The following is a 16,039-nucleotide window of genomic DNA, read 5'->3' as shown; positions in this document are numbered from 1 at the left end:
TACTCGTGCTACTCTCGGTCCTAGATACCCCCGGGGGTAATTCTTCGCTAGGAAGGGAGCGCCTGTGTTCTTCGTCGAGACCATCGAGCTGGCAGGACTCGGCAACCGCAGCTACCTGGCCGGAGGCGAGCACACGGCGGTGGCGGTCGACCCGCCCAGGGACGTCGACCGGGTGCTGGCGGCGGCGGCACGGCGCGGGGTGCGCATCGCGTACGTCGTGGAGACCCACGTCCACAACGACTACGTCTCCGGCGGTCTGGAACTCGCCCGGCTGACCGGAGCCGACTACCTCGTCCCCGAGGGGGCCCGCGTCGGTTTCGCGCGCACCCCCGTCCGCGACGGCGACACGGTGACCGTCGACGGGGACGCCCGGCTGACCCTGCACGCCCTGGCCACCCCCGGACACACCCCGCATCACACCTCGTACGTCCTGCGCGAGGCCGCAGCCGCCCTCGCCGTGTTCACCGGCGGCTCGCTGCTGATCGGCACCGTCGGCCGCCCCGACCTGGTCGAACCGCGGCTGACCGAGGGCCTGGCCCGCGCCCAGCACGCCTCCGCCCACCGGCTCGCCGACGCGCTGCCCGACGCCACCGCGGTGCTCCCCACCCACGGCTTCGGCAGTTTCTGCTCGTCCGGGCAGACCGAGGGCGACGCCACCACCATCGGCCGGGAGCGTGTGGTCAACGACGCGCTCACCCGCGATGTCGACACCTTCGTCGCCGACCTGCTCGCGGGCCTGGACGACATCCCCGCGTACTACACGCACATGGGACCGGCCAACGCCGCCGGGCCCGTTCCGGTCGACCTGACCCCGCCCGCCGTGGCCGACCCCGAGGAGATAGCCGCCCGGCTGGCCGCGGGGGAGTGGGTCGTCGACCTGCGCAACCGGGTGGCCTTCGCCGAAGGGCACGTCGCGGGGTCGTTCAACTTCGAGGCCGAGGGCAGGCTCGCCACCTATCTGGCCTGGCTGGTGCCCTGGGGCAGGCCGGTGACGCTGCTCGCCGGGACGGCCGCGCAACTGGCCGACGCGCAGCGAGAACTGGCCAGGGTCGGCATCGACCGCCCGGCCGCCGCGGCCACCGGAGGGCCGTCCGCCTGGCTCCGCCCGGGCGAGGAGCCCGCCTCCTTCCCGAGGGCCACCTTCGCGGACCTCGCCGAGCGGCACCCGGGGGAGGGCGTCGTCGTACTGGACGTGCGGCGCGACTCCGAACGGGCCGGAGGCTTCGTCGAGGGCTCGGTGCACATCCCGGTCCACCGGCTGCACCGGCGGACCGGCGAGGTCCCCGACGGCCAGGTGTGGGTGCACTGCGCGGGCGGCATGCGGGCCGCCGTGGCCGCGTCCCTGCTCGACGCGGAGGGCCGCGACGTGGTCGCGGTGGACGACGGGTTCGAGTCCGCGGAGAAGGCCGGACTCACCGTGCGGACCCCACGGGAGGAACAGTGCCGATGAGTCCGGTCCGCCCCGCCCCCGCTCGGCCCACGGCTCGTGAGTCCTTCGCACGCCCGGGTCGCACCCCGGTCGGCGGCGGATCCGATACCGCCGTGCCCTTGGACGGGGGAGCCGTCTGCCGCCCGGGCAGCCGCTCCCAGCGGGTCGCCGGCCTGCCGGCCGCCCGGGGCGCCGACGCCGTCGACGTGATCGGCGGGACGTGGGACCGGGTACGGGCCGGACTTCCCGTGGCGGACGTGCGGGGCGAGGACGGCACGATCGCGTGAGTGCTCTGCTCCTCGCCCTCGCCGCCGGGGCCGTCGTCGGCCTGGCCCTGGGCGCACTCGGGGGCGGCGGCAGCGTCCTGGCCGTCCCCGCCCTGATTTACCTGCTCGGCTTCACCCCGGTCGCGGCCACCACCGCGAGCCTGGTCGTCGTCACCGTCACCTCGGCCACCGCGCTCGTCGCACACGCCCGCGACGGCCAGGTGCGCTGGCGTACCGGCCTGCTGTTCGCCGCCGCGGGCGCCGGACCGGCCGTGCTGGGCGGCGCGGTCGCCGGACGGCTGCCCGACGCCGTGCTGACCGCCGCCTTCGCGCTGGTCGCGGCGGTCGCCGCGGCCCGGATGCTGCGCCCGCGCCCGGCGCCGGAGGCGGACCGTCCGGTACGGCACGGCCGGGCGGCGGCCGCGGGCGCCGGACTCGGCGCGGTCACCGGCGTGCTCGGCGTCGGCGGCGGCTTCCTCGCCGTCCCCGCCCTGGTGGGCGTGCTCTCGCTGCGCATGCGCGCCGCCGTGGGCACCAGCCTGCTGGTCATCACCGTCAACTCACTGGCCGCGCTGGGGCTGCGGGCCGGGACGGTCGACGGTCTCGACTGGGCGGTCATCGCGCCGTTCGCCGGTGCGGCGGTCCTCGCCGCGTGGGACGGCAGGCGGCTGGCCGCCAAGGTGTCCGGGCCGGTGCTGCAGCGGATCTTCGCCGTGGCGCTGCTTGCGGTGGCGGCGTTCATGCTCATCGACGCGGTGGCCTGATGCCCGCCGCCCGGCCGCCCCGCACCGGCCCGCACGCTCACGCCAGCGACAGGAACAGCTTCTCCATGCGGGCCCGCATCATCGCGGGGTCCTGGCCGTTCGTCCGACCCGCCTCGATGTCGGCCACGCACTTCTGCAGGCCGGTGGCGATGATGGCGAAACCGGCCCGGTCCAGGGCGCGGGAGGCGGCGGCGAGCTGGGTCACGACCTCCTCGCAGTCCCGGCCCTCCTCGATCATCCGGATCACCCCGGAGATCTGGCCCTGCGCCCGGCGCAACCGGTTCAGCACGGCCTTGAGGTCCGCGCCCTCGAGCTCCAGTTCCACGATCACTCCTTGCAAAATACCCCTGGGGGTACTGTACGTCCGTCCCCGGGACGACGTCGACCGCCCCACCGACCGGAAAGGACCCGTTTCGCCGTGACCGTTCCCTCCACCCCCGTACCCCTGGCCGTCGAGCAGGCACGCTCACGGCTCGACGAGCTCACCGTCATCGATGTGCGCACGCCCGGCGAGTATGCCTCGGGACACCTGCCCGGCGCGCTCAACATCCCGCTGGACCGTGTGGGGCAGGCGCTGCCCGAGATACGGCACGCGGCGGAGCGCGGCGAGATCCTCGTCGTCTGCGCCTCTGGCGCCCGCTCGGCCAAGGCCTGCGTGTACCTGGCCCGGCAGGGCGTCGCCGCCGCCACCCTCACTGGCGGCACGGGCGCCTGGGCGGCGGCGGGTCACGAACTGCACCGGCCCACGGCCCGCGAGAACCCGGCCGGCTGGAGCATGGAACGCCAAGTGCGTCTCACGGCCGGGTCCTTGGTGCTGCTCGGGCTGGTGCTCGGACTGCTCGTCCACCCGGCCCTGCTGATCCTGTCGGCGGGCGTGGCGGGCGGACTGGTCTTCTCCGCCCTCACCGACACCTGCGGCATGGCCGTCCTGCTCGGGAAGCTCCCCCACAACCGGCCGCGCGCGGCCCGGCTCGAGGCGACGCTCGCGACACTGCGGAGCAGGTGAGACCGGCGGGGCGGCCGGGGGGGGGCCCCGCCCCCCCCCCCCCCCCCCCCCCCCCACGCCCCCGCCGCGCGCCGGCCCCCGGCCGCGGGGGGGGCGGCGGCGCCGCGCGCCCCCGCCCCCCCCCCCCCCCCCCCGCGACCGGCCGCCCCCGACGAATGAGTCCGGCCCGGACTCATTCGTCGGGGCCCTCCTCGTGTTCCAGCAGATGCCCCATGCGGTCGCAGAACAGATGGCCGAACAGGGCGCCGCCGTACACGACGAACCCCGCGCCGACCAGCCAGGACTCCACCACCAGGATGGTGCCGATGGCGCCGTAGCTGACCGCGTTGGTCACGATCAGCGGGGTGAACACCAGGAACGAGAAGGCCCGCAGGCCCACCAGGCCCACCATGGTGGCGACGGCGCCGGGGAAGAGGAGCCGCCAGCGCACCTGGTGGCCGAGCAGGAAGTGCGGGCCCCACCAGAAGAACAGCACGCCGACGCCCACGCTCAGCAGCATGCGGTAGGTCCCGTCGAACACCGTCCGGGTGAGCACCTGCATGTACAGGTACACCATGAGCGCGACCAGCCAGACGGCCTGCCGCCAGATCCGGTGCCAGGGCCCGGCGGGCAGCCGCCACACCCGCTCGTAGGCGTTCTGCACGCTCGACGCGAAGGACACGCCGAACACCGCGAGCAGCACCAGGCCCCACGCACTGGTGGTGCCGGCCACCTTGCGTGCCGGGCTGAAGACCTCCGAGAGCACGTCGGCGGACCGGCCGGACAGGTCCATGCCGTCCACCAGCCACAACGCGAACCCGCCGTGGTGCAGGGGATCGAGCGCGGCCACCACGATCAGCAACGGGGCCAGGGTGACCAGGGAGAGCGTGGCGAACCCCATCGCCCGGTGCATGAGCTCCAGCCGCTTGCCACGCCGGTAGAGCTCAGCGGCCCACCCCAGGTGTGTCGTCGGGCGGTCGGAGGACTTCCGCTCGCTCAACCCGGCCGCCGTGAACGCCCGTCACGGTGGCCGGTGCCGCTCGACGCCGGAGGGGACGGGGTGGGACATGACATGGCGACGGCGCCTCCTCTCCGCGGTCCGGGTGACCGGCCTCCGGCCGTGCAAACCCGGCGACCCACCCGCCCGGCCGCACCCGGCACTCCCATCGTCACGCCGCCGCAGCGCGCCGGCACACCGGGAGCAAGGAGGCCCCGCCCTCGCCCCTCCGCCGCATGCCCAGGCCCCTCCCGCCCGTGGACGAGAAGGGCCCTCCCTCACTGATGGCGAGGCGGTTCCAGCCTCAGCGCATCCTGGTGGTACAGACCATGTGCTCCGAAACCCAGACCCTCTTGCCGTGGCGGGTCGTGAAGTGTCCCTTGACCTTGTGACAGTGGTGCGCTGTCGAGTACGAGGTGGTGCTCTTGGCGGGCGCTGCCGATGCGGTGCCCACGGAGGCCACGGCGGCGCCACCCGCCATGACGCCCGCAGCGAGGCCGGTGGCCAGTGCGCGTGTGAGTCGACGTCGCATTACTGGCTCCCTTTCGCTTGAGAATCAGGTACCTTGCCCATTTTCGTCGCCGTTTTCGGCACTTGCATCAGGGCTGGTAGAGGGACCGGCCCCGGGTCCCGAGTCCGTTCCGCACCGTACAAAGCCGGGCGGTGGCTCGCCATACTGGACGAGGGCCTCCCCGCGGAGCAGGCCGGTGCCGGGACGGGGCCAGGGGCGGCCCGGACGGCGGGCCCGGTCCGGAGAGGCGGGGTACACGGCGACGGGGGCGGCGGCGCGAGATGTCGGACACCATGCTGATCCAGGGCCGTTACCGGCTGCTCGACACCATCGGCCGGGGCGGCATGGGCGAGGTCTGGCGGGCGCGGGACGAGTCACTGGGCCGCCATGTCGCGGTGAAGTGCCTCAAACCGCTCGGCCCCCAGCGCGACCCGTCCTTCACCCGGGTGCTGCGCGAGCGGTTCCGGCGCGAGGCCCGGGTGGCCGCCGCGCTCCAGCACCGCGGGGTGACCGTGGTCCACGACTTCGGCGAGTCCGACGGCGTGCTCTACCTCGTGATGGAGATGCTCGACGGGCGCAACCTCGGGCAGCTCCTGGACGACAACGACCACCGGCCCCTGGCCGTGCCCGAGATCGTCGAGATCGCCGAACAGGTCACCGCGGCCCTCGCCTACACCCACCAACAGGGCATCGTGCACAGGGATCTGAAACCGGCGAACATCATGCGCCTGACCGACGGCACGGTGAAGATCTGCGACTTCGGCATCGCCCGGCTCGGCCACGACATCGGTTTCACCGCCCGGCTCACCGGCACCGGCGTCGCCATGGGCACCCCGCACTACATGTCGCCGGAACAGATCGGCGGAACCGAGCTCGACCAGCGCAGCGACCTGTACTCGCTGGGCTGTGTGCTGTACGAACTCGCCACCGGTGCCCCGCCGTTCGACTTCGACGACGCCTGGGCGGTCCTCGTCGGGCACCGCGACACCCCGCCCGAGCCCCCGCGCCGCCACCGCGCCGAACTCCCCGAGTACCTGGAGCGGATCATCCTCGACCTGCTCGCCAAACTGCCCGAGCAACGACCCGACGACGCCCAGGCGTTGAGCCGCCGCATCACCGCCGGCCGCACGGCGGCGCCACGGTACGCGCCCACCGTGGTCACCCCGCTGCCACGGCCGCGCCCGTCCGGACCGGCCGGTCGTGACGCCCGACTGCCGTCCTGGACCCGCGGCATGACCACCGGTCACAAGGCCGCCGGGGCGGCACCGCGCACCGCGCCCCCGGACGGAGCGGCCGGGCTGACCGGCGAGTGGACCCCGCGCGCCGCCACCGGCGGCCCGGCGGAGACCGCGCGGGCGCCCGGCGGGCGGCCCGTCCCGCCGCCGGAGGCGGTCAGGGCGCTGGCCGACCGGCACCAGGCGGCCCTGGCTCTCGGCCGGCTCGGCCGCTGGGAAGAGGCGGCCGAGGCGCACCGCGCGATCACGGACGAGCGGGCCCGCCTCCTCGGGCCCGAACACCCCGACACCCTCGCCGGCCGCTACGAACTCGCCTTCGGCCTCAGCCGCACCGGTCGCCCGGCCGAGGCACTGCGTGAGTACAAGCAGGTGGCCGAGGCGCGCATCAGGGCCCTCGGCGCCGACCACCCGGACACGCTCGCCGTGCGCCAGGAGATGGCGTACGTGCTGGGCCGCCTGGGCCGCCACTTCGACGCGCACCAGGTGTACGCGGCGGTGCTCGCCGCGCGCGAGCGCACCATGGGCCCGGACCACCCCGACACCCTGCGCTGCCGGCACAACCTCGCCTTCAGCCTCAGCCGGCTCGGCCGCCCGGACGACTCCTACCGCATGGCGTGCCAAGTCGCCGCCGCCCGCGCCCGCGTGCTCGGGCCGCAGCACCCCGACACCCTGGTCACCAGATTCGAAGTCGCCTACGCGCTTGGACAGTTGGGGCGGTGGGCGGAAGCCCTGGAAACCTACCGCGAGGTCGCCGAAGCACGCGCCCGTGCGCTCAGCGCGGACCACCCCGACACCCTGACCGCCCGCTACGAGGTCGGCATCAGCCTCGGCCGGCTCGGGCACAGCGCGGAGGCGCTGGAGCTGTACCGGGCCCTGATCGACGACCGCACCCGCGTGCACGGCCCGGAGCACCCCGAAACCCTGCGCGCCCGCCACGGTCTCGGGGTCAACCTCGGCCGGCTCGGCCGCTGGGAGGAAGCCCTCGCCGAGTCCCGCGACGTGTGCGCGATCCGCGGGCGCGTCCTCGGCCCCGGCCACCCCGACACCCTCGTCAGCCGCCGCGAGGTCGCCGTCGGCCTCGGCTGGCTCGGCCGCTGGGCCGACGCGCTCACCGAGTACCGTGCCGTGGCCGACGCCCGCGAGCGCGTCCTGGGCGCCGGCCACCCCGACACCCTCGCCAGCCGCACCGACGAGGCCCACTGCCTGGAACAACTCGGCCGCGGCCCGGAAGCCGTGGAGCTGTACCGCAGGGTCGCCGTCCTGCGCGGACAGCGAGCGGCCGACGGGCCTTAGGTCCTGGATCCTCCACGGACCGCGCCCTGGCCGAAGTGGATCACCGCGTGTTACGAAGGACCATGAGCGCACACGAGGGACACGGTACGTACGACGCCGTCATCGTCGGCGGAGGGCACAACGGCCTGGTCGCCGCCGCCTACCTGGCCCGCGCCGGACGGTCGGTGCTCGTGCTGGAGCGGCTGGACCACACCGGGGGCGCCGCCGTCTCCACCCGCCCGTTCGCGGGCGTGGACGCCCGGCTGTCCCGCTACTCCTACCTGGTCAGCCTGCTTCCCCGGAAGATCGTCCAGGACCTGGGCCTGGACGTCCGGCTGCGCACGCGCACGATCTCCTCGTACACGCCCGTCGAGCGCGGCGGGCGGCCCACCGGACTGCTCGTGGGCGGCGGCGAGGAGCGCACCCGCGAGGCGTTCGCCGGGCTCACCGGCTCCGACCGCGAGTGGGAGGCCTGGCAGCGCTTCTACGGCATGACCGGCCGCCTCGCCCGCAGGGTCTTCCCCACGCTCACCGAGCCGCTGCCCACCCGGGAGGAACTGCGCCGCCGCGTCGACGACGAGGAGGCCTGGCGGATCCTGTTCGAGGAGCCGATCGGCGTGGCCGTCGAGGACCGCTTCGCCGACGACCTCGTACGGGGGGTCGTCCTCACCGACGCCCTCATCGGCACCTTCGCCGACGCCCACGATCCGTCGCTGGCGCAGAACCGGTGCTTCCTGTACCACGTGATCGGCGGCGGCACCGGAGACTGGGACGTACCGGTCGGCGGCATGGGCGCCCTGACCGACGCGCTCGCCGCGGCCGCCCGCCGGGCCGGAGCCGTCATCGCCACCGGCCACGAGGCGGTGCGGGTGGCGAGCGACGGGCGCGCGGCGGAGGTCACGTACCGCACCCGCGACGGCGAGGGCGCCGTCGGCGCCCGGCACGTGCTGGTGAACGCCTCCCCGCAGGCCCTGGCCGCGCTGACCGGCGAGGAGCCGCCGGAGCCCGCCGAGGGCGCCCAGCTCAAGGTGAACATGCTGCTCAGGCGACTGCCCAGGCTCCGCGACACCGCGGTCGACCCGCGCGAGGCCTTCGCCGGCACCTTCCACATCGCCGAGGGGTACCGGCAGCTCGCCGACGCCCACGCCCGGGCCGCCGCGGGGGAGCTGCCCACCGCGCCGCCCTCCGAGATCTACTGCCATTCCCTGACCGACCCGACCATCCTCGGCCCCGACCTGGTCGAACAGGGGTACCAGACGCTCACCCTGTTCGGCCTGCACACCCCGGCCCGGCTCTTCGCCCGGGACAACGACGCCGTACGCGAGGAACTGCTGAAGTCCACGCTCGCGCAACTCGACGCCCACCTCGCCGAGCCACTCGCCGGCTGCCTGGCCACCGACGCCGACGGCCGGCCCTGCATCGAGGCCAAGACCCCACTGGACCTGGAACGGGACCTGCGCCTCCCCGGCGGCAACACCTTCCACCGCGCCCTGAGCTGGCCGTACGCCCAGGAGGGCACAGGCCGCTGGGGCGTGGAGACCCCGCACGCCAACGTCCTCCTCTGCGGCGCGGGCGCGGTACGCGGCGGCGGAGTCAGCGGAGTACCGGGCCACAACGCCGCGATGGCGGTCCTCGAAGACCACGACGCCTGACGACACGCGTCGCGCGCCCCGGGATGGTGGGGACCCGCGCCCTCGCTCCCGCGGACGGCGCGGGCGGCCGACGCCCCGGATGGCGGGGCCCGGAGTCCCGCCCCCCGGACGGTGAAGACCCACGGGCCCCTTCCTGCACGCCACGCCGGCGGCGTGCTGTCGGGTCCGGATCAGGGTGGCGTGCGCCGCCGCGGCGGGCCACGACCCGCGCTCCCGCTCCAGCAGGCCGGGCGGGCGGCTGCGGTCCGGGGCCGTGGCTGCGCGCTGCCGCGCGGCGGGCAGTGGGACCGCGCCCCCGCCCCCCGTGCACGCCGGGCTATCGCACCGCCGCGGGGCCGTCGGTTGTACGTGGCTGTGTGCTGCCGGAGTGCTGTGGTGCCCGCCGCGCTACCGGACCGCCGCGGCCGACCACGAGCGGCTCCGCCGTGTCGCGGTGCCCGGTCCGCGTGAAGGCGGCCAGGGAGTTCCGCAGGGCGGGGCCGATCCGGGCCGCGGTGCCGGGAGCCCCGCCGGCGAGCAGGAACAGGCGGCTCGGCCGCTCCCGCGAGAGCACCGCGGACACGGGAGCCAGTTCGGTCCAGGACGACTCGGCCGGCCGGACCAGCTCCGGACCGGTCGCGCCGGGGGCGTAGGCCAGCCGGTGCAGGCGCAGCCGCTCGCAGCCGGCCTCCAGGACGTCCAGGGACGGGAGGGCGCCGGAGGCGAGTTGGGTGAGCACCCAGCCCAGGCCCGTGCGCGACCGCCCGCTGCGTTCCTCGGCGAGCACGTCCTCCCAGGCGGATCGCCAGGCGTGGGCGGGCGGCGGGGCCGCGGCGGACAGCAGCCGCGCCATCCCGTGCCGGTCGGGCGGCGCCGGCCGGAAGATCGGCCGCCGCGGTCCTCGCACCGTGGTTCCGACTGCACTGTTCCTCACCCCCCGAATACGGCCGCCGGCGCCCGCGGAGGCGGCCGGCGACCGTTGTCGCACATGTTTCAGGCATGGAACGGCCCTGACACAGAGACAGCCGGACTGAGCGCAGATCCCGGAATCCCCCATCCGGTTGCGGATTCACATTATCGCCCGTGATGCGGATGGGACCCGCATTCGTGAGCTTTTTATTTCCGTCGCCGCGTCGCTGGTGGGGGAGTCGAAGGGGAACTGAGGGAAAAGCAGGGGAACAGCATTTGTCTGTTTCCGCTGTTGGCGATTGCTGACGTTTTCCTGAGTGCGGGAAGGCCGGAATTGATCGAAGTCGACCGGGTGTCGATTTCCTCAGTCCGCGGAGGCCGTCCAGCCCTTCGCCTCGATACGTGACGAGTCCGCCGGGCGCGCCTCGTCGAACAGGACGGCGCGGCCGGTCTCGACCCGCTGGGCGTCGACGTAGGCTCCGCGGCCCACGTACAGGCGGTCCGTCGTGTAGCGCCAGCGCAGGGTCAGCTGCCCGGCCGCCGGGAGGTCCGCCGTGAGCCCGTGCCAGACCCGGCCCGAGTAGCCGGTGGCGGTGCCCGTGGGGTGCCGCTCCGGCTCCTCGCCCCGGTGCGTCGTGGTGAACGGCACCGGCTGCCAGGTGGCGCCGCCGTCCGCCGTGCACTCCAGGACGAGCACGTCCGAGCCGGGCTCGGTGTCCCACCACAGGTCGCACCGCAGCCGGGCGCCGCCGGCCGAGGTGTCGAGCGCCGGGAGGGCCAGGGTCGCCGTCGTGGAGCTCGCCATCCCGGAGAACCACGCAGTGCGGCCCCGTGTCGCAGGGACCGGTACGGCCCGGGCCAGATCGTTGCCGGTGGCGACCCGCGGAGCGGAGCCGGAACGCCAGTTGCGCACCGGGTGCACCGAGTTGCCGAGGACGACCAGGAACGAGTCGGTGGTCGGGTCGAGGACCAGCGACGTGCCGGTGAAGCCGGTGTGCCCCGCGGTGCGCGGAGTGGCCATCGCTCCCATGTACCAGTGCTGGTGGAGCTCAAAGCCGAGGCCGTGCGCGTCGCCGGGGAAGGCGGTGTTGAAGTCGGTGAACATCAGCTCCACCGACTCGGGCCGCAGGACGCGGGTACGCCCGTACGCGCCGCCGTTGAGCAGCGTGCGGCCCAGGACCGCGAGGTCCCACGCGCAGGAGAACACGCCCGCGTGCCCCGCGACACCGCCGAGGCTGAAGGCGTTCTCGTCGTGCACCTCGCCCCACACCAGACCGCGGTTCAGTCCCGACCAGGGCTTGCGGGCGTCCTCGGTGGCCGCGATCCGCGGCTTCCAGGAGGCGGGCGGGTTGTAGCGGGTGCGGTCGAGGCCGAGCGGCCCGGTGATCCGCTCGTGCAGCAGGGTGTCGAGCGGCTGCCCGGTGACCGCCTCCAGGACCAGTTGCATGGAGATCATGTTCAGGTCGGAGTACAGGTACGCGGTGCCGGGCGGGTTGATCAGGGCCTCGTTCCAGACGAGTTCCAGTTTCCGCTCGTACGTCGGCGCGTCGTACAGCGGGATCCAGGCGCGGAATCCCGAGGTGTGGGTGAGGAGTTGCCGGATGGTGACGTCCTGCTTGCCCGCCCGCCCGAAGTCCGGGAGATAGGACGCGACCTTGCCCTCGAGCTCCAGCGTGCCCCGTTCGAGCTGCTGCACCGCGAGCAGCGAGGTGAACAGCTTGGAGACCGAGGCCAGGTCGAAGACGGTGTCCCGGGCCATCGGGATCTGCTGCTCCGCCGGGAACTCCACGGCGGTGTCGGTCTTCTCGTCGTACGCCGAGTAGCGCACCGCCATGCCGATCGGCTCGTGCAGCGCCACGGTTCCGCCGCGCCCGGCGAGCAGCACGGCGCCCGCGTACCAGGGGTGCGTGGGGGACGGGCCGAGGAACGCCCCGGCGTCCTCGACGAGTTGACGCAGCGGGGTGGCCAGCAGGCCCGCCCGCTCGGGGGATCCGTACCGCAGGGTGGGGCTGCCGTTCGCCGGAGCGGCGGCGGCCGGGCCCGCGGGCAGGGCCGCGAGCGCCAGGGCGCCACCCAACGCCATTGTCCCCAAGCCAAGTTGGCGGCGTGTCAACCCGCCCGTCGCTCCTCTGCCTGCCGCGTCGTCGGTCGTCATGAGGCCTCCCGCCCACCGTCTGAAAGTATCTTTCGCGGATGGTCGTGCGGGGTGAAACTTTCGTGTCAGGTGGGGCCTGTGTCAACGGTGCGTGCGCGTGTGAATGAACCTGACTGCCCGTCAACCACCGCTGAGTGATGGGTGTGTACGGAGATCCTTGACCTTCCGCCGCGCCGGACCGAGGATCGTCTTTCATGACGCCTGGACACGGCAGTACGGTCGACGGAGTCCTGCGGCGCAGCGCCCGGCGCACCCCGGCACGCGTCGCCGTCGAGTACGCGGAGCGCTCCTGGACCTACGCCGAACTCGACGACGCCGTCTCCCGCGCCGCGAACGTCCTGCTCGGCCAGGACCTCGCCCCCGGCGACCGCGTCGCCGCCTACGGCCACAACTCCGACGCCTACCTGATCGGCTTCCTCGCCTGCGCCCGCGCGGGGCTGGTGCACGTGCCCGTCAACCAGAGCCTCACCGGCGACGACCTCGACTACATCGTCGCCCAGTCGGGCAGCGCCCTGGTCCTCACCGACCCGGACCTGGCCGGACGGCTCCCGGCCACGGCAAGGACGTTGCCGCTGCGCGACGCGGGCGACTCGCTGCTCGCCCGGCTGCCCTCCACGCTCCCGTACGACGGTCCCGAGCCGCGTTCGGAGGACCTCGTACAACTGCTCTACACCTCGGGCACCACCGCCCTGCCAAAGGGCGCGATGATGACCCACCGGGCGCTGGTCCACGAGTACCTGAGCGCGATCACCGCGCTGGACTTCAGCGCGGGGGACCGCCCCGTCCACGCGCTGCCCCTCTACCACTCGGCGCAGATGCACGTGTTCCTGCTGCCGTACCTCGCCGTCGGCGCGACGAACATCGTCCTCGACGCGCCCGACGGCGACCGCATCCTGGACCTGGTCGAGGCCGGACGCGCGGACAGCCTGTTCGCGCCGCCCACGGTCTGGATCGGGCTGGCCGGGCGCCCCGACTTCGCCACCCGCGACCTCGGCGGACTGCGCAAGGCGTACTACGGCGCGTCGGTCATGCCGGTGCCGGTGCTGGAACGACTCCGGGAGCGGCTGCCGCGGCTCGCCTTCTACAACTGCTTCGGACAGAGCGAGATCGGCCCCCTGGCCATGGTGCTCGGACCCGACGAGCACAAGGGCCGCATGGACTCCTGCGGCCGCCCGGTGCTGTTCGTGGACGCCCGCGTCGTCGACGAGGACGGCAAGGACGTGCCCGACGGCACACCCGGCGAGGTCGTCTACCGCTCACCGCAGTTGTGCGAGGGCTACTGGGACAGGCCCGAGGAGACCGCGGAGGCGTTCCGCGCGGGCTGGTTCCGCTCCGGCGACCTCGCCGTACGCGACCCGCACGGCTACTACACGGTCGTCGACCGGGTGAAGGACGTCATCAACTCCGGTGGCGTACTGGTGGCTTCGCGGCAGGTCGAGGACGTCCTGTACACGCACCCGGGTGTGGCCGAGGCGGCCGTGGTCGCGCTCCCCGACGAGCGGTGGATCGAGGCCGTCACCGCGTTCGTGGTCCCACGCGGCGAGGTCACCGAGGCCGGTCTGATCGCCCACGCCCGTGAGAAGCTGGCGTCGTTCAAGGCGCCCAAGAAAGTGATCTTCGTGGACGAACTGCCGCGCAACGCCAGCGGGAAGATCCTCAAGCGGGAACTGCGCGACCGGTTCGGCGCGCGATGACGGCGTACCCGGCGGCGGAGGCCGCCCCCGGCGCCCCCGCGCTGACCCTGCGCCCCTGGCGCCCGGAGGACGCCGGCGACCTGGTCGAGGCTTACTGGGACGAGACGATGCGCCGCTGGGCGGGTCCGGTCGTGGACGACGGGACCGGCGCGGCGCGGTGGATCCGGGAGCGGCGGCGGGACTGGGAGACGGGGGACCGCTTCTCGTTCGCCGTCCTGGAGACCCAGGGGCCCCAGGGGCGCGAGCGGCTGGTGGGGCACGCCGTCGTCAAGGGCCTGCGTCCCGGCGGCCCGTCCGCCGAGGTGGGCTACTGGACCGCCGCGCACGCGCGCGGCAGGGGAGTGGCGCCCCGGGCCCTGCTGGCCCTGACCGACTGGGCCTTCGCCCTGTTCGGGGACCGTGGGCCGACCCGGCTGGAGCTGCTGCACCAGGTGGACAACACGGCCTCCTGCCGGGTCGCGCGAAAATGCGGGTACGAGCAGGCCGGGATCCTGCCGGCGGCGCCGCCCGACTATCCGCTCGACGGCCACCTGCACATCCGCACGCGGCGTGACGCTTGCGCTGAAAAGTCCCCTCAGGTGGCCTGTTGACGCCCGGACTCGGTCGCTAGGCTGACCCGCGGACGACGATTGCAGAGGAGCACGGACGTGGCCGAGAGCACTGTCCAGCAGCACCCGTTCACGGGATGGGACAAGCCGGAACTGGATCTCAGCAGCGCGCAGTGGCAGTCCAGCAGCGGCGGCCTGGGAGATGTCCAGATCGCCTTCGTCGAGGGTTTCGTCGCCATGCGCAACGGCGGCCGCCCGGAAAGCCCCTCCTTGATCTTCACCCCCGCCGAGTGGGGCGCGTTCATGTCAGGGGCGCGGCAGGGGGAGTTCAACCTCACCTGACCGGCCGCGGAGCGGGGGTGTTTCCCCTCGTGTCCGGGGACAGGGGACCTTGAAAGCACCGCCGGGGCCGGCGGCCGAGCGGCGCCGGCCCCGCGGGGAGGTCTCCGTCCGGAGGAGAGGAACTCATGAGCACCCCACCGGTCGTCGCCGCCGTCGACGGCTCCGACGACAGCCTGCGCGCCCTGGACTGGGCCCTCGACGCCGCCCGGCGGCGCGGGGCGTCCCTGCGGGCGGTCCACGTCCGGCAGTACGCGGCCCTGGCCCAGCCCGACGTCCTCGTCGCCGGGCCGCCCGGCGACGACGGCGACCCGGTGCTCGACCAGGCACGCGCCCACCTCGGCGAGCGCGCCCGCGGTACGGACGTCGAGTGCTCCGGTCTGGACGGGCTTCCGGGCGCCCTGCTGCCGGAACTCGGCGCCGGCGCGCAGCTTCTGGTGCTCGGCTCACGGGGGCGCGGCGGCTTCGCCAGCCTGCTGCTCGGCTCCAGCAGCCTGGCCGCGGCCCGCGACGCCGAGTGCCCGGTCGTCGTGCTGCCCCGGCCCGGCCGCGAGGTCCCCGACGGGACGGCCGCCGGCCGGGGCCACGGGTGGTCGTCGGCGTCAACATCGACAGCCCCGACGACGCCGTGCTCGACTTCGCCTTCACGGAGGCCGCCCTGCGCGGGGCCCGGCTCCAGGTGGTCGCCGCCTACCCGTGGCCGCCCCCGGCCTGGGTAGCCCCGGCGGAGGTCACCGCGCTCATGGTCGACCAGGACGCCGTGGAGAACGAGACCCGCACCCTGGCCGAGGGCTTCCTCACCCCGCACCGCACCCGTCACCCCGAGGTGACCGCCGAGCCCCACGTGGCGCCCGGCGACGCGGCCGGCCTGCTGGTCGCCGCCTCCCGCGACGCCGAGCTGATCGTGGTCGGCCGCCACCGCCGGCGGCTCCTGGCCCCGGCCCGCATGATGGGCTCCGTCACCCAGGCCGTCCTGCTGCACGCGGCCGCTCCCATCGCGGTGGTGCCCCCGTCACCACCGGAGGAGTGACGCCGGTCACTCCTCCGCCCGCCCCCCGCACTCCTCACCCAGCCGTGCGGGGCTCCGCACCCACGCCGTGCGCGCCGGTGCGCCGAGCTCTCCCGGCGCACCGGCCCGCACGCCACGCACCCGCCGCGGACGATCCGTCCCGAAGCACCACTACCTCCCCGAGCGGGCCACCCCGCGCCCCGGTGACCGCGCCCGCGGCGCCGCCACCACGAGTCGCACCACGGGAAGGACCACGGGTGATTCCACCCCCGGTCGGTGGCCTCCCTCACGCCGC

The 16,039-nt window shown here is 74.3% G+C and carries 13 protein-coding genes and 1 pseudogene; 10 read left to right on the top strand and 4 right to left on the bottom strand.

Annotated elements, in window-relative coordinates; translation table 11 throughout:
- Nucleotides 1-64: 64 nt before the first annotated feature.
- From ACF09J_RS19405 to ACF09J_RS19395, 3 genes are all read left to right on the top strand, one after another.
- On the top strand, nt 65-1,450 hold the full coding sequence (locus ACF09J_RS19405; protein ID WP_392306656.1) for a rhodanese-like domain-containing protein: 1,386 nt from the start codon (nt 65-67) through the stop codon (nt 1,448-1,450).
- A gap of 92 nt (nt 1,451-1,542) precedes the next feature.
- Nucleotides 1,543-1,716, top strand: coding sequence for a hypothetical protein (locus ACF09J_RS19400; protein ID WP_392306655.1), 174 nt, complete (start codon nt 1,543-1,545; stop codon nt 1,714-1,716).
- On the top strand, nt 1,713-2,459 hold the full coding sequence (locus ACF09J_RS19395) for a sulfite exporter TauE/SafE family protein (RefSeq protein ID WP_392306654.1): 747 nt from the start codon (nt 1,713-1,715) through the stop codon (nt 2,457-2,459). The genes ACF09J_RS19400 and ACF09J_RS19395 overlap by 4 nt, the downstream gene beginning before the upstream one ends.
- A 37-nt stretch (nt 2,460-2,496) precedes the next feature.
- Here ACF09J_RS19395 and ACF09J_RS19390 read toward each other — a convergent pair whose 3' ends face one another.
- A complete protein-coding gene (locus tag ACF09J_RS19390) occupies nt 2,497-2,784 on the bottom strand; it encodes a metal-sensitive transcriptional regulator (protein ID WP_392306653.1) in 288 nt (95 codons plus the stop codon).
- A 93-nt stretch (nt 2,785-2,877) separates the two neighbouring features.
- Here ACF09J_RS19390 and ACF09J_RS19385 point away from each other — a divergent pair, with 93 nt between their 5' ends.
- Nucleotides 2,878-3,465, top strand: a complete 588-nt coding sequence (locus ACF09J_RS19385; RefSeq protein ID WP_392306652.1) for a rhodanese-like domain-containing protein — start codon at nt 2,878-2,880, stop codon at nt 3,463-3,465.
- A 172-nt stretch (nt 3,466-3,637) separates the two neighbouring features.
- Here ACF09J_RS19385 and ACF09J_RS19380 read toward each other — a convergent pair whose 3' ends face one another.
- Entirely contained in the window at nt 3,638-4,444 is an 807-nt protein-coding gene (locus tag ACF09J_RS19380; RefSeq protein ID WP_392306651.1) for a ribonuclease BN, read from the bottom strand.
- Nucleotides 4,445-5,233: 789 nt separating this feature from the next.
- Between ACF09J_RS19380 and ACF09J_RS19375 the strand changes: the two genes are divergently transcribed.
- Together ACF09J_RS19375 and ACF09J_RS19370 are read left to right on the top strand one after the other, a co-directional pair.
- Nucleotides 5,234-7,480: a tetratricopeptide repeat protein gene (locus ACF09J_RS19375; RefSeq protein WP_392306650.1), complete on the top strand. Its 2,247-nt coding sequence runs from the start codon at nt 5,234-5,236 to the stop codon at nt 7,478-7,480.
- A 62-nt stretch (nt 7,481-7,542) separates the two neighbouring features.
- Nucleotides 7,543-9,111, top strand: a complete 1,569-nt coding sequence (locus ACF09J_RS19370) for a phytoene desaturase family protein (RefSeq protein ID WP_392306649.1) — start codon at nt 7,543-7,545, stop codon at nt 9,109-9,111.
- A 316-nt stretch (nt 9,112-9,427) separates the two neighbouring features.
- Here ACF09J_RS19370 and ACF09J_RS19365 read toward each other — a convergent pair whose 3' ends face one another.
- Complete coding sequence (locus ACF09J_RS19365; protein ID WP_392306648.1) at nt 9,428-9,997, bottom strand: hypothetical protein; 570 nt, start codon at nt 9,995-9,997, stop codon at nt 9,428-9,430.
- A 366-nt stretch (nt 9,998-10,363) separates the two neighbouring features.
- Nucleotides 10,364-12,154 carry a serine hydrolase gene (locus ACF09J_RS19360; protein ID WP_392306647.1) on the bottom strand — a complete coding sequence of 597 codons (1,791 nt, stop codon included), beginning with the start codon at nt 12,152-12,154 and terminating at the stop codon, nt 10,364-10,366.
- A 194-nt stretch (nt 12,155-12,348) separates the two neighbouring features.
- On the opposite strand from ACF09J_RS19360, the gene ACF09J_RS19355 reads away from it, so the two are divergent.
- From ACF09J_RS19355 to ACF09J_RS19340, 4 genes and pseudogenes are all read left to right on the top strand, one after another.
- Nucleotides 12,349-13,848, top strand: coding sequence for an acyl-CoA synthetase (locus ACF09J_RS19355; protein ID WP_392306646.1), 1,500 nt, complete (start codon nt 12,349-12,351; stop codon nt 13,846-13,848).
- Nucleotides 13,845-14,438 (top strand): GNAT family N-acetyltransferase, encoded by a 594-nt coding sequence (locus ACF09J_RS19350; RefSeq protein WP_392306645.1) that lies wholly within the window; start codon nt 13,845-13,847, stop codon nt 14,436-14,438. The genes ACF09J_RS19355 and ACF09J_RS19350 overlap by 4 nt, the downstream gene beginning before the upstream one ends.
- Before the next feature lie 57 nt (nt 14,439-14,495).
- Nucleotides 14,496-14,738: a DUF397 domain-containing protein gene (locus ACF09J_RS19345; RefSeq protein WP_392306644.1), complete on the top strand. Its 243-nt coding sequence runs from the start codon at nt 14,496-14,498 to the stop codon at nt 14,736-14,738.
- A gap of 125 nt (nt 14,739-14,863) precedes the next feature.
- Nucleotides 14,864-15,765 (top strand): annotated as a pseudogene (locus ACF09J_RS19340) (universal stress protein).
- Nucleotides 15,766-16,039: the final 274 nt, after the last annotated feature.

Source organism: Streptomyces sp. NPDC014889, assembly GCF_043081205.1.
Taxonomy (GTDB): domain Bacteria; phylum Actinomycetota; class Actinomycetes; order Streptomycetales; family Streptomycetaceae; genus Streptomyces.
Note: the sequence above shows the minus strand (reverse complement) of the source record. Positions and strands in the feature narration are given on the sequence as shown.